The sequence below is a fragment of the Sphingomonas sp. Leaf34 genome (assembly GCF_001421805.1).
Taxonomy (GTDB): domain Bacteria; phylum Pseudomonadota; class Alphaproteobacteria; order Sphingomonadales; family Sphingomonadaceae; genus Sphingomonas.
This window is the reverse complement of record NZ_LMLC01000001.1, coordinates 198,532-213,208: the sequence shown is the minus strand read 5'-3', so window position 1 is coordinate 213,208 and position 14,677 is coordinate 198,532. Positions and strand designations below refer to the sequence as shown.

At 65.1% G+C, this 14,677-nt stretch carries 8 protein-coding genes; 5 read left to right on the top strand and 3 right to left on the bottom strand.

Annotated features, from left to right (window positions below; translation table 11 throughout):
• Position 1: 1 nt before the first annotated feature.
• Complete coding sequence (locus ASF00_RS01005; RefSeq protein WP_235525532.1) at positions 2 to 1,243, bottom strand: MFS transporter; 1,242 nt, start codon at positions 1,241 to 1,243, stop codon at positions 2 to 4.
• A 182-nt stretch (positions 1,244 to 1,425) separates the two neighbouring features.
• On the opposite strand from ASF00_RS01005, the gene ASF00_RS01000 reads away from it, so the two are divergent.
• The 5 genes from ASF00_RS01000 to ASF00_RS00980 all read left to right on the top strand — a co-directional run bounded on the left by ASF00_RS01000 (position 1,426) and on the right by ASF00_RS00980 (position 10,429).
• The gene (locus ASF00_RS01000; protein ID WP_082463224.1) at positions 1,426 to 3,735 is read left to right on the top strand and encodes a beta-glucosidase family protein; all 2,310 of its coding nucleotides are present in this window, start codon (positions 1,426 to 1,428) and stop codon (positions 3,733 to 3,735) included.
• 138 nt (positions 3,736 to 3,873) lie between these two features.
• Complete coding sequence (locus ASF00_RS00995; RefSeq protein WP_055872883.1) at positions 3,874 to 7,146, top strand: TonB-dependent receptor; 3,273 nt, start codon at positions 3,874 to 3,876, stop codon at positions 7,144 to 7,146.
• A 55-nt stretch (positions 7,147 to 7,201) separates the two neighbouring features.
• Positions 7,202 to 7,906: a SapC family protein gene (locus tag ASF00_RS00990; protein WP_055872879.1), complete on the top strand. Its 705-nt coding sequence runs from the start codon at positions 7,202 to 7,204 to the stop codon at positions 7,904 to 7,906.
• The gene (locus ASF00_RS00985; protein ID WP_055872877.1) at positions 7,899 to 8,933 is read left to right on the top strand and encodes a cupin-like domain-containing protein; all 1,035 of its coding nucleotides are present in this window, start codon (positions 7,899 to 7,901) and stop codon (positions 8,931 to 8,933) included. Before ASF00_RS00990 ends, ASF00_RS00985 begins: the two co-directional genes overlap by 8 nt.
• Positions 8,930 to 10,429 carry a tryptophan halogenase family protein gene (locus ASF00_RS00980; RefSeq protein ID WP_055872874.1) on the top strand — a complete coding sequence of 500 codons (1,500 nt, stop codon included), beginning with the start codon at positions 8,930 to 8,932 and terminating at the stop codon, positions 10,427 to 10,429. Before ASF00_RS00985 ends, ASF00_RS00980 begins: the two co-directional genes overlap by 4 nt.
• 116 nt (positions 10,430 to 10,545) lie before the next feature.
• Here ASF00_RS00980 and ASF00_RS00975 read toward each other — a convergent pair whose 3' ends face one another.
• Complete coding sequence (locus ASF00_RS00975; RefSeq protein ID WP_055872872.1) at positions 10,546 to 11,931, bottom strand: M20/M25/M40 family metallo-hydrolase; 1,386 nt, start codon at positions 11,929 to 11,931, stop codon at positions 10,546 to 10,548.
• 53 nt (positions 11,932 to 11,984) lie between these two features.
• Positions 11,985 to 14,585 carry a TonB-dependent receptor gene (locus ASF00_RS00970; RefSeq protein WP_055872869.1) on the bottom strand — a complete coding sequence of 867 codons (2,601 nt, stop codon included), beginning with the start codon at positions 14,583 to 14,585 and terminating at the stop codon, positions 11,985 to 11,987.
• Positions 14,586 to 14,677: the final 92 nt, after the last annotated feature.

Genomic DNA, 14,677 nt, shown 5'->3' with positions numbered 1-14,677 from the left:
GCTATAAATCCCATGTGCGATGCCGCCACCACGCGAACGCCGCGATGACGATATAGCAGGCGCCTGGAAGCATGAATGCCATCGTCAAGCCGACTGCGTCCGCAACGATGCCGGTCAGCAGCGGGATGATCGCGCCGCCGACGACGACCATGCACAACAGCATCGAGGCATAGGTCGCGGTGGCATGATCGTCGGGCAGCGAAAGCGCGAAGATCGTCGGATACATGATCGCGTTGCACAGCCCGACTGCAAGCAGCGCCGCGGCGGCCACCGGCCCCTGCAGGCTGATCGCCACCGCCACGAGCGCGACGGCGCCGATCGCGCAACCGAGCAGCATCGTCGGCGCGCCATAGCGGGTGAGGCAGCGCGCGCCGACCAATCGGCCGACCAGCGCCCCGGCCCAGTACAGACCGACGAGTTGCCCCGCCGCTACTGGCGAGACGTTCAGGATGTCGGGCATCGCCAGATATTCGACGAGCAGCGTGCCGATCGTGACCTCGGCACCGACATAGGCGAACATCGCGCCGCCACCCGCCAGCAATCGCCGGTTCGCCAGCACGTCGACCATGCCCGAGAGCGGCACGCGCCGCGGTGTCGAGGATGCGCGCAGCAGATCGCGTCGGCCGATAAAGGCGGCGGCCAGCGCAAGTGCGACAAGCGCGACCGCAAGGAATGGCAGGACGACCCGTATATGCTCTGCCACGTCGCCGGGCCGTTGCCGACCCGTCCCGAGCAGCAGCGTGGATCCTGCCAGCGACGCAAGCACGGTACCAAGCGAGTTGAAGCCTTGCAGCAACGTCAGTCGCGAGACGGCGCGGCGTACCGGTTCCACCACCGGCACGACGATGTTGGCGGCGATCTGCAGAAAGGTAACCCCGCCGGCGAGCGCGAGTAACGCGAGCAGGACCATGAAGTATCCAAGCGACCCAAGCGAGGCCGCCAGCAGGCCGCAACCAAGGGCGATGACGACCAGCCCCGCCGCGATGCTGCGCATGTAGCCGAATTTCACCACCAGCACCGTGATCGGCACGGCAAAGAGGAGATAGCTTGAATGGAACGCGAACTGCACCAGCAACGCGCGCGTGTGGTTCAGTCCCTCGATCATCCGCAATCGGGGTACCAGCAGTCCGACGAGCGAGTTGAGGAAGCCGCCGAGGAAATAGACGCCGATACAGAGCCGGAACAGCAGCGTCGCGCGCTGTTCGCTGGTCGTGGGCGCAAGGGGCATGCTGATGGTGGTCACGCCTCATCCTAGCAAGGCGACGCGGCTGCGCAACGTGCGACCATGGCAGCGCGCTTCGCATTGACATCGATGTCGGAGTTGGCGATCACGCCGCCAAGCCGCCCGGGAAGATGCGGCATGGGAGGATATTGACGATGAGCACGGGGATGAGCACCGGATTTTCGCGGATCGCCTGCGCGCTGATGAGCGTCGCGCCGATCGCGCTTTCGGCGCAGACGCTGCCGGTGCCGGTGCCGCTGCCGCTGCCGGTGGCGGGGTCCGCACAGGCGTCGGCGACAACGACCGCCGGCGTACCGGATGCCCGCACGTCCGAGATCTGGCGCGATACCACGCGAACCGCTGCGGACCGCGCGGACGCGCTGGTGAAGGCGATGACCAGCGCCGAAAAGCTCCGCTATGTTCACGGCATATTCCCGCCGATGGCGAAGCCAATGACGGCCGACATGATTCCGTCCGCCGGGTACGTGCCCGGTGTTCCACGTCTGGGCATACCGACGTTGCGCGAGAGCGATGCGTCGCTGGGCGTTGCCAACCAGGTCGAGCAGCGCAAGGGCGATGTGGCCACTGCGCTGCCCGCGAGCCTTGCCACCGCCGCGAGTTTCGATCCCGCCATCGCCTATGCCGGGGGCGCGATGATCGGCAGCGAAGCGCGGGCGAAGACCTTCAACGTGTTGCTTGCGGGCGGCGTGAACCTGACGCGTGACGCCTGGAACGGGCGCAACTTCGAGTATCTCGGCGAGGATCCGCTGCTCACGGGCGTGATGGGCGCCGCGTCGATCCGGGGCGTCCAGTCGAACCATATCGTTTCGACGATCAAGCATTTCGTCCTCAACAGCCAGGAGACCGGACGGGCCGTGCTCGATGCGCGGATCGATCCGGCGGCTTTGCGCGAAAGTGACCTGCTGGCGTTCGAGATCGCGATCGCGGACGGAAAGCCGGGTTCGGTGATGTGCGCGTACAATCGCATCGATGGTGACTATGCGTGCGAGAACAAGCGTCTCCTGACCGACGTGCTGCGCGGGGACTGGAAATATCCAGGGTTCGTCATGTCCGACTGGGGGGCCGTACATTCCACCGAGAAGGCCGCCAATGCAGGGCTCGATCAGGAGTCGGGTCAGGAACTGGATGCAAAGGTCTATTTTGGCACGCCGCTTGCTGACGCCGTCGCTGCGGGGCGGGTCTCGACGGCACGGCTCGACGACATGGTCCGCCGCATTCTGACGGGCGTCATCGCCAGCGGCCTTTACGACCGTCCCACGCCCCTGTCCGCACAGCCGATCGACTATGCCGCGAACGCCGAGGTCGCGCAGCATGCCGCCGAAGCCGGGATCGTCCTGCTTAGGAATGAGAACGGGCTTCTACCGCTTGCCAGGACGGCGCGATCGATCGTGGTCATCGGCGGGCATGCCGACGTCGGCGTGCTGTCCGGGGGCGGCTCGTCTCAGGTTCGCTCGGTCGGCGGCGTCCCGATCGAGATCCCGCTCAAGAGTGGCGCGGCCGCGTCGTTCGCGCGGGTGACCTATCATTCGTCATCGCCGCTGCGAGCCATCAGGGCGCTGGCCCCCAACGCGAAGGTGACGTTCGTCGACGGCACCGACCCCGCCGCCGCTGCCAAGGCGGCGCGCGCCGCCGACCTGGCGATCGTCTTTGCAACGCATTGGCAGACCGAAGCGCAGGATGCGCCATCGCTTTCGCTTCCTGATGATCAGGACGCGGTGATCGACGCGGTCGCCGCCGCCAACCGACGCACGATCGTCGTGCTCGAAACCGGTGGACCGGTTCTGATGCCGTGGGCGATGCGCGTGCCGGCGATCGTCGAGGCCTGGTATCCGGGCCAGCGCGGCGGCGAGGCGATTGCGCGCGTGCTGTTCGGGGAGGTCGATGCGTCGGGCCGTCTGCCGATCAGCTTCCCGCGGAGCATCGCGCAGCTGCCGCGCCCTCGGCCGGTCGCATCGCCGACGGGCGCGACGCGCAACGATGCCTCCGCCAATGCCGGTGCCGGAGACGCGAGCCTGCTTCCAGCCTATCCCGTTACCTATCGGGAGGGCGCGAACGTCGGATATCGCTGGTATGCCACGCGCAAGGACACGCCGTTGTTCCCGTTCGGCTTCGGGCTGAGCTATGCCAGCATCAGGATCAGCAACCCACACTTTTTGGGTGGTGCAAATGCCGGCGTGACGTTCGCCGTGACCAATCGGACGGCGCGGGCGGGGGTCGCCGTACCGCAACTCTACGCGACGCTGCCGGACGGCGGCGCCCCGCGGCTGGTCGGCTGGTCACGTCAGACGCTGGCGGCTGGCGAGACCAGAACCGTGACGATCACCGCCGATCCACGCGCGCTGTCGCGATGGGGCGCCGATGGCTGGCGCCTGAAGCGCGGCGCCTATGTGCTCAACCTCGCAACAGACGCGCAAACGACGGTCGCGGCGGGCACGGTCGCTCTGACGGGCCGGCGGCTGGCCTCGGCGCGTGCTGCTTTTGACACACCTTGAAACAAATCCGCGGATGACGGGCATGAATGGCGCGCGGTGATTGACATCGATGTCGGGCGACAGCACGGTCGGGAAACGCGGGGATACACCGCCAAGAATAACACACCGGCAAGGACTTGCTGGTCAGGGAGGATGAGTATGAGGGGATCTATTCCGTTGGCATTTGCGCGCTCGACGTCGCTAGTCGCGTTGGTGGCGGGGCTGACGATGCCCGCCTTGGCGACTGCGCAGGCCGCGCCTGTTCCGACCCCGTCGGAACAGGCCCAGCAAGGAACCCCGCAGGCTGATACGTCGCCAGGCGCTCCGCAGACCGAGACCGGCGCGACCGCGACCAACGCGATGCCCGACCAGGCCCCGGGCGACGAGATCGTCGTGACCGGCGTTCGTGCCTCGCTCGAGCGGTCAATCGCGATCAAGCGCGATTCGTTCGGTGTCGTTGACGCGATCAGTGCGGAGGACATCGGCAAGTTCGCCAACACCAACCTCGCGGAATCGCTGCAGCGCATCACCGGCGTGTCGATCGATCGCCGCAACGGCGAAGGCTCGACCGTCACGGTTCGCGGTTTCGGTGCACAGTATAATCTCGTCACGCTCAACGGCCGCCAGCTCGCGACATCGAACATCGTCGCGGTGGGCGGTGACCAGGGTGGCGACGGTGCCGGCGGGTTTGGCCGTTCGTTCGACTTCTCCAACCTCGCTTCCGAAGGCGTCAAGACGCTCGAGGTCTACAAGACCGGGCGCGCCGCGATCCCATCGGGTGGCATCGGCGCGGCCGTGAACGTCGTCAGCCGTCGTCCGCTCGATTCCAAGGACACGGGTTTGCTGGGCTCGCTCGGCGTCAAGGGCAGCTACGACAACAGCTCGTCAGACTGTTTCGACTGCGGCGCGCGCGTGACGCCCGAAGTGTCGGGCACCGCCAGCTGGAGTGATCCCGACCAGCGGTTCGGCGTGTCGCTCTTCGGCAGCTATCAGAAGCGCAACTTCAGCTTCTCCAGCGTAGCGCCCGACAATTGGAATATCCGGTCGCTGACCGATTTCCTCAATCCCGGCAACGGCTTCGTCAACGGTCAGACGGTCATCAACAACCGTCCGACGAACGGCAATGTCCTGGTGTCCGTGCCGAACGATTCGCGCTATCACTTCTCCGAGGCGAGCCGCGAGCGCATCAACGGGTCGGGTGTCCTGCAATTCCGACCGACCGACACGCTGACCTTCACCGCAGACGGCCTCTACGCCCAGCTCCGCCAGTCCGAACGGCGCTCGACTCAGTCCAACTGGTTCAATCGTCCGTTCGGCGTGGTCACGTTCGATGACGCCAGCAACGGCATTGCGACGACGAGCTTCCTGTCCGAAACGATCAACGGCGTGAAGGACGAGGCGTTCGAGCAGGCGTACCGCGCGCAGAAGAACAAGCTGTACGATTTCGGGGGCAACATCGAATGGAAGCCGACCGACCGCTTCTCGCTCGCGATCGACGGTCATATCGGTCGCGCGGACAGCGCGCCTGACAATCCCAATGGCCAGACTTCGACGACGGTTGCCTTCAACGCGCCGGTCGTCGCCGCACATTCGCTGACGCTGGGCAAGAATGGCTTCCCCCAGCAGACGATCGGCATCAATGACGGTTCGGTCAGCACGACGCCGACCGGCCAGTCCTTCATCAAGGGCAATGGCAACGGTGTGATCGATCTCGGCGATCTGTCGAGCGCGGTGCAGCGTCAGTTCGCCTCCAACCAGACGCAGCGGGTCAAGGAGCTGCGCGCTGACGCCGGATGGGCACTGAACGATCAGCTTCGCCTCGACGCGGGTGCCGATTACCGCACCACGAATACGCGTCAGACACAGTACAACACACGCCAGGTCCTGGGTGACTGGGGCAACTCGCTGCCGCCCGACATCGCGCGTCTCGCGCCCGGTCAGGTGTTCCAGTTCTGCAACGTGTGCAAGTTCGAGCATAACGACGGGAAACCGGACGCCAACACGCTGGTGGCGTTCCGTACGCAGGATGCGACGAAGCTCTACAACACGCTGTTCGACTATTATCGCGGCGTGACGAACGACGGCGTGAACCACGCTAACAACATCGACGCGAACGACGACAACCGCGTCCGCGAGAACATCTGGTCGGGCTATGTCCAGGGATCCTGGAACGGCACGCTCTTCGATCACAACGCACAGCTGGTTGCCGGCGTTCGGTATGAGAACACCAAGGTCCGGGCCGTTTCGCTTCAGCCGGTGCCGACCGCGGTCGTCTGGACGGCCGACAACGACTTCTTCGTGGCGAACACGGCCGATCGGCAGACGCTGTCGTCGCGCGGCGGCTACAGCAACTGGCTGCCGTCGGTGGATGCCAAGTTCGAAGTCGTCGACAACCTCTTCGCCCGCGCATCGTACAGCAAGACGATTTCGCGCGCCGGTTACGGCGACCTGTTCGCTTCGACCAATGTGAGCGGTCCGGGTCGTCCGACGGCGATCGGCGGCATCGCCACCGGCACGGCGCACAATACCGATCTCGATCCGTTGTCGTCGGACAACATCGACGTGTCGCTCGAATGGTATCCGCGCAAGGACGTGTTCCTGTCGGCAGGCTTCTTCAACAAGAAGGTCCATAACTTCATCGGTCAGACGGTGGTCAACCGCAACCTGTTCGGTCTGCGCGATCCCACCTCGGGCGCCGCCGGTACGCGCTCGGGCACCGCGCGTCAGCAGCTTGCCGGCACGTTCAACGCCGACATCACCGACGTGAACCTGTTCACCTACACAGCGCTGCTGCAGCAGAATGCGGGCAATGTCGCGGCGACGAACGCGCAGTTCGCGGCCAACTACAACACGCAGAGCCGCGCGTTGAACCAGGGGTTCGTCGATCAGATCCTCGGCCAGTACGATATCACCGCCAATGGGCAGGATCCGCTGTTCAACTTCGCGGTGAATACGCCGATCAACAACCAGGACGCGCATATCTACGGCGTCGAGCTCGCCGGGCAGTATTTCCTCGGAGACACGGGTTTCGGCGTGGCCGCCAGTTATACGCTGGTCCGCGGCAATATCGGCATCGACATCGCGGCCGATCCCAGCGTGAACACGTTTGCGCTGGTCGGTCTGTCGGATACTGCCAACGCCACGCTGATCTACGACAAGAACGGCATTTCGGCGCGTATGTCCTACAACTGGCGCGACAAGTTCCTCAGCGGCATCAACCGCGGCGGCGATCGCAATCCGGTGTTCACCGCGCCTTATGGTCAGCTCGACCTTTCGGTAAACTTCGACCTTACGTCCCGTTTCGCGCTCGGGTTCGAAGCGATCAACATCACCGAGGAAGGCGTGCGCTCCTACGGCCGCGACGAGAGCAACATCTGGTACCTGTCGGAAGGGTCCGCCCGGTATCTGGTCGGAGCGCGATACCGCTTCTGACCAAACGGCGAGAAGGCCGCTGACGAAAGCGGCCTTCCTCGTCTAGGATCAACGCATGGCCTCTCCGGTACTTCTCAACAATATCGACCACCGCGACCTGCGTGTCGCGGTCGGTCATCACGCGCGCTACGGCGATGCGATCAACCAGACGCGCGTCTTCCCGGGCGAGTTCGAGGAGCTGCAGCGCGATTACGCAATCCTGCTGCGTCGCGACGAACAAGGCGTCCTCTTCGCGACCGTCCTACTGGGGCTCGATCCCGACGAGAACCTGTTCCTCGACGGCGAGAACTGGGACGCGCGGTACGTGCCTGCGGCGCGCGCGCGCGGTCCCTTCTCGATCGGCGTCGATGCCCATGGCGAACCGATGATCCATGTCGACCCGGACCATCCGCGCATCGTCGACACCGGCGAGCCGGTGTTCCGCGAGCTTGGCGGGAACGCGCCGTTGCTCGATCACGTCTCGGCTATGCTGCAGCGCATCTATATCGGTCTGGAGACCGAGAAGGCGATGTTCGACGCGTTTGCCGCCGCCGACCTGCTCGAACCCGCGACGTTGCAACTCGATCTCGCCGATGGGCGTCGGTACGACATTCCCGATCGCTTCACCGTCGATGCAGGGCGCCTGGCTGCGCTCGACGGCGACACTTTGGCGCGTCTCCACCGCGACGATTTTCTGCGTCCGGCGTTTTGGATCGCCTCGTCGCTTGGCAACCTGCGTCATCTGATCGATCGGAAGCTGCGGAAAGAGCTTCATGGCTGAGAGCTTGCGGGTATCGCGACGGGTGCGCGAGATCGATCACACCGATCTGCTTGATCTGGACGCGTTGATTGCGACCGACGAGCCGGTGATCCTGCGCGGGCTCGCCGCCGACTGGCCGCTGGTTCAGGCCGGACGTCGGTCGCCGCACGAGGCTGCCGCCTATCTGCGCGGGTTCGATGCCGGGCGCCCCGTCACCGGCTATGTCGGCGATCCCGCGATCGCCGGGCGCTTCCATTATGACGAGACCGCCACCGCGATGAACTTCACGGCCGAGCGGATCGCGCTGGGCGACTTCCTCGATCGCGTGCTTGGTCATCGCGGCGATGCCACGCCACCGGCCTATTATCTCGGCTCCACCGATCTCGACACCTATCTCCCCGGCTTTCGCGCGCACAATGATCTGGCGCCGCACGGTGACGTGTTCGATCGCCACCCGCCGCTCGCCAGCATCTGGATCGGCAACCGCACGATCGCGTCCGCACACCATGACATGTCGAACAATGCGGCGGTCTGCGCAGTTGGGCGGCGGCGCTTCACGCTGTTTCCACCGGACCAGGTCGCCAACCTCTATCCCGGCCCGCTCGCGCCCACCCCAGGTGGGCAGGTGGTGAGCATGGTCGATTTCGCTGCCCCCGATCTCAATGCCTATCCGCGCTTCGCCGCCGCGCTCGCTGCCGGATCGGTGGCGGAGCTGGCAGCCGGCGACGTCCTCGTCTACCCGGCTTTGTGGTGGCACCATGTCGAGGCGCTCGACGACTTCAACGTGCTGGTGAATTATTGGTGGAACGCGGCGCCCGCCTTCATGGATACGCCGATGGATACGCTGCTGCACGGTCTTCTCAGCCTTCGCGACCGGCCCACGCAGGAGAAGCGCGCATGGCGCGCGATGTTCGACCATTATGTGTTCGGCGATGCGGAGGCGGTTGCCGCACATCTGCCGCCGCCCGCACGCGGACCGCTCGCACCGCTGGACGAGTCCGGCGCACGGCAGTTGCGCGCCTATCTGCTGCACAGGCTCAACCGATGAACGATACGCCTGAGCCTCCGCGTACCCGCGTCGTGGTCGCGGGTGGTGGCACCGCCGGATGGATCGCCGCCGCGGCGATCGTGCGCCAACTCGGATCGCTCGTCGCCGTGACGCTCGTCGAATCAGACGAGATCGGCACCGTCGGCGTCGGCGAATCCACCATCCCGACCGCGCGCAGCTTTCACGCGTTTCTCGGCATCGACGAAGCCGCCTTCATGCGTGCCACGCAGGCGACCTTCAAGCTTGGCATCGCGTTCGAGAACTGGCGCCAGATTGGCGACCGCTATTTCCATCCGTTCGGCAGCGTCGGCAGGTCGGTGGCGATCGCCGACTTCCAGCATTTCTGGCTCGAGGCGCGCGCACGCGGGTTCGGTGGCGCGTATGGCGACTATTCGCTCGAGCAACAGGCCGCCGGCGCGGGCCTATTCGGTCACGACGAGCAGCATTCGCTGGCCTATGCCTATCACCTCGACGCGACCGCCTATGCGCGGTTCCTGCGAAACCTGGCAGAGCCCTGGGGCGTGCGGCGCGTCGAGGGACGCATCGAGCGGGTCGAACGAGACGGCGAGGGGGGCGATATCGCCGCGCTTGTCCTGGCATCGGGCGAGCGGATCGCGGGCGACCTGTTTATCGACTGCACCGGCTTCCGCGCGCTCCTGACCGAAGCCACGCTCGGGACGGGCTACGAGGATTGGTCGGAATGGCTCGCAACCGACCGGGCACTTGCCGTGCAGACGGAGACCGTCGCACCGCCGGTACCCTACACGCGCGCGATCGCGCACGCTGCCGGCTGGCGCTGGCAGATCCCGCTCCAGACCCGGACGGGCAACGGTCTCGTCTATTCCAGCCGGCACATGAGCGATGACGAGGCGCACGCGACGCTGATCGGCGCGTTGGATGGCCGCCCGTTGTTCGAGCCGCGACCACTGCGTTTCCGCTCAGGCATGCGACGGCAGGCTTGGAACCGGAACTGTATCGCGCTGGGTCTCGCGGCGGGGTTCATCGAGCCCCTCGAGTCGACCAGCATCCATCTCATCATGAATGCGGTGATCCGTCTGATCCAGCTGTTCCCATTCCGCGGCGACGATCACAACGCACTTGCTGCGCGCTACAACGTTCAGTCGCGACACGAGTGGGAGCATGTGCGCGACTTCATCATCCTGCATTACCACGTCACCCAACGTGACGATTCCGACTTCTGGCGCGACTGCGCGCGGATGACTGTTCCGGATAGCCTGGCCGAGCGGATCTCGCTTTTCACGGCGACGGCTGGCGCATGGCAGGGACAGGACGACCTGTTCAGGATCGATTCCTGGGTTTCGGTCATGCTCGGGCAAGGCGTCGTGCCGCGCGCACATCATCGAATCGCGAGCATCATCAAGGCGCACGACCTGCAAACCTCCTTTGACGATCTCTCCAGAGGAATAGCGGGTACGGTTCGGACGCTACCGCGACATCATGATTTCCTCGCGCACTATTGCCCGGCGTCCGGCTGATACTTCGGGGGGCCGCAGGGCAAAACGAAGATGGGCACCAATTTCAGAGACAGCGCCGCATTTGCGCATGAGCGGCGGCGCATCGGCGGTAGCAGCGAGCGCCGGCGCAGGGGGCGTTATCGCGTCAGATCGGTGAGCAGCGAGCGGTAATAGGTGATCGCCAGCGGGATGTTGTCGATCGGTGTGCGTTCGTTGAGGCCGTGGCTGAAATCGTCTGATTGCTTGATGAACGTCGGGCTGACACCGTAGCTCGGCACGCCGACCGAGCGGTACCACATCGAATCGCTCGCGCCCGCGGACATGCTCGGGAACACGGGCACGCCGGGCCGGATCTTGCCCATCGCGGTCTTCACCGCATCCGTCAGGTCGGCGCGGAGCGGCGAGGCGTCGGTCGGGTTCGACCCTTCGGTAACGTCGCTGAACGTCACGCCGGGGTCCGCGGCGACCTTGGCCAGTTCGGCCATCACGGTCGCGGGTTTGACGCCCGGAAAGATCCGGCAGTTGATATTGGCGGTGGCGCGCTGCGGCAGCGCGTTCAGCGCATGCCCGCCGCTGATCATCGTCGTGACGCAGGTGGTGCCGATCTGGCCGACATAGCCGGGATTGGCGGCAAGCGTCTCTATCGCCGCCTGATCCTTCGGGTTCGCCGCGAAAGCGCGCATCGCCGAGCCGATCGCGGGCGTCTGGCGCGGGGCGACGCCCTCGAAATAGCCCTTGGTGATCGGCGACAGCTGCGGCGCGAACCGGTAATTGCCGATCCGGACGAGGGCGGCGGACAGTTCGTTGATCGCGTTCACCTTGCGCGGCGCGGACGAATGGCCGCCGGGGTTCGTCACCGTCAGCTGGAAGTCGGCATAGGTCTTCTCGGCCGCGCCGATCGTGAAATATTCGGCCTTGCCGTTCTCCGCGTACAGCCCGCCGCCGCCGTCGATGTTGAGCGCCATCTCGGCGTTCTTGAGCGTGCCGGCGATCAGCGACGAGGTCTTCATCACCGTTTCCTCGTCGCCGGACAGCGCCAGGACGATGCCGCGTCTGGGTGCGAAGCCTGCCTTTTTCATGTCGAGCAGCGTGGCGATCGCGAGTGCGGCGTCGAGCTTCATGTCGGTCGCGCCGCGGCCGTACAGATAGCCGTTCTCGACGACCGGCGTGAACGGATCGCGCTGCCAGTCGGCGGGTTTCGCCTCGACCACGTCGATATGCCCGGACAGGACGATCGGCTTTAGCGCCGCGTCGCTGCCTTTCCACGTCGCGATCAGATAGGCGGTATCGTCGACCGGGGTGACGGTCACGTCGCTTGCTGCGAAACCGCCGCCGACTAGCACCGACTTCAGATACGCGGCCAACTGCGGCGTCTGGTTGCCGGGGCCGCGGACGCTGCGGAAGGCAATCATTTTCTTGGCAATGGCGAGACCGTTGTCGGCGGCGGTCTGCGCCTGAGCGGGGAGGGCGGTCATCGCGGCGGTGCAGGCGAGAAACAGCTTGAGCTTGGACGTCATCTTCATCTTTCTTTGAAATCTTCCCCCCGGCAGGGGGAGGATCGGAAGGGCGTTCCGGTCTAGAATTTCGCGCCTGCGCGTAGGCCGATCGTGCGCGGCGTGCTGGTGACGATATAGGTGCGCTGCGAACACGTTCCACATTGCTGGAACCGCGACAATTGCGCGCGTTCGTCCCAGAGGTTCTGGACGAACAGTTCGAGCGTGTAGCCGGACAGGTCGGCACCGATCGAGGCATTGGCGGTCGTGTACGCCTTGAGTCGCCCGAGCGTGCCCGCTTGGAACGTGCGAATGTCCGCCGACGCCGAACTTTGATGCGCGACCAGCCCTTGGATATACGCCTTCGCGGTGCCTACCGGGACGCTGTAGCGCGCCGTTCCACTTGCCTTGAAGCGCGGCGTGATTGGCAGGCGCGTTCCCTTCACTGCCAATACCGGATTCTCCTCGCCGCCGCAGGGCTGTCTCGCGCACAGATCGTTGCGCGTCTTCGCATCGGTATAAGAGGCCGCCGCGGTCAGCGACAGCCCGCCGGTGGAGAAGTTCGCATCCGCCTCCGCGCCCCTGATCCGCGCGTTCGGCCCGTTCTGGATGATCGTGAAGCTGTTCGGTCCGAGGAACGAGAACTGGAACTTGTCCCAGGCCTGCTGATAGATCGCGGCGTTGAACCGGAGACGGTCGAACAGCGTCGTCTTCAGGCCGAGCTCGTAATTGGTCAGGAAGTCCGCGTCATAAGGTGCGACGTCGCCGCGGCGGTTGATCCCGCCCGGCCGGAAGCCGCGCGAGAAGGTGGCATAAACCATCACCTTGTCGGTCGCCTTGTACGTCAGGTTGAAGCGGTAGGTGGCACCTTGTCCTTCCGTCTTTTTCGGGATCAGGCCGGTGGTCGTGTACGTCGCCAGGTTGGTGCAGGGCGACCCGGAGACCGCCGCGGGCAGCAGCGTGGAAGTATCGCCGCCGCTCCGATACGCCTCGCGCAACGTCTGGCCATTCGCCAGATAGCAGCCCGCGACGCCGGTCAGGCTGCTGCCCGCGGCGTTGAATGGTGTCGCGCTATAGGGCCGGCCATCGTCGGGATCGACCGCGGGATTACGGCCGAACCCGTAGAACCCGATCAACGAATTGTCGTAGATATAGGCACGGCCGCCCGCGGTCACGGTCAGGTTCGGCAGGATGTCGAAGCTCGCCTCGCCGAACATGGCGTAATCCTTGTCGACGCGCTTCTGCTTGGTCAGCCACAAGGTGCCGGGCGCGCCGTTGACCGACACCGCGGTGCCGAGATTGGCGATCTGGTAATCCTGGAAGATCGCGTTCGTCTGGCGCTGGTAGAAGGCGCCGGCGACGATCCGGAACCGGTCCTCGACGGGCGATGCGACGCGCAATTCTTGACTCGTCTTCTTGAAATGATCGGTGCCGATGATCTTCTGCCGCGGATCGATCGTCCGCCCCGCATTGTCCTGGTAATAGAAATAGCCGGCGAGCCCACCGACCGACGAATAGGCGGAATCATAGGCCTCTGCGTAATCGGTATAGTCGCTCGACGTGTACGTCTTCCGGTCTAGATACGCGCCGGCATAGGTGACGTCCCAGTTGCCGACCTTGCCCTCGATCGTCAGCGCGCCCTGGATAAAGCGGTCGCGGCGGAATTCGGGGAAGAAATGCTGGAGCTGGAGGTCGCCGACCTTCGGATCATAGCCATAGGTGCCGTGGTTGCGCTGTTCCTGGTACAGCACGGTTGGCGTCACGGTCCAGTTGCTGTCGAGATCGACCTTCAGCGCGGCGCGGCCGCCATAGGTCTCGGTGTCGTTATAGTTCTTCTTCACGAACGCGGCATTGTCGACGACCACGCCGCCATTCGCCGAGGTGCACGAGGTCGGGGTGGGTTCGGGCAGATAGCTGCGGCATCCGGCGACGTTGTCGATGAAGCCGGCGTCGCGCTGGTAGAAGCCGACCACGCGCAGTGCCGCGGACTGCGACAGCGGCATGTTGAGCATGCCCTCGATCTTGCTGCCGATCCCGCCAGACTTGACGCTGTTCACCGCACCATCGACGCGGCCGTAAAAGTCGCTCGTGTCGGGCTTGTTGGTGATGATCCGGATCGTCCCCGCTTCGGACGATGCGCCGTACAATGTGCCCTGCGGCCCGGCGAGGCTCTCGATCCGCGCGATGTCGTAGACGTGGACGTCGAGCGTGCCGCCGATCGTCGTCACCGGCTGTTCGTCGAGATACGTCCCGACCGAGGGGAGCGGGCCCGAATGATTGCCGTCGCCACCCGATGCCACGCCGCGCATGTAGACGACGGTCGAGCCCGGCTGCGTCGTCTGGAACGACACCGACGGCAGCAGCTGCGTGTACTGGTTGAAGTTCGAGATGTTGAGATCGTCGAGCCGCTTGGTGCCGATCGCCAGGATGCTGATCGGGACCGTCTGGATATTCTGGTCGCGCTTCTGCGCGGTGACGACGATGTCGCCTTCATATTCCCCGGCCGCCGGCCCGGTCTGCCCGGTGTCGGTCTGCCCGGTGTCGGTCTGCCCGGTGTCGGTCTGCGCCCTATCAGCCTGCGGCGGCGCGTCCGGCGCGGGAGCCGTCTGGGCGAACGCAGGCGCCACGACCGAAGCCGAGGCGAGCAGCGACGCGATCCATATGCGACGACCGAAAAGATGCATGCCCGTTGCCCCCACGACGATTTATGTCGGCAGAGTGTGTTGCGGCGCAACAAAGGTCAAACGAAGCTTGCGCGATCATGAATTTTTGTGAC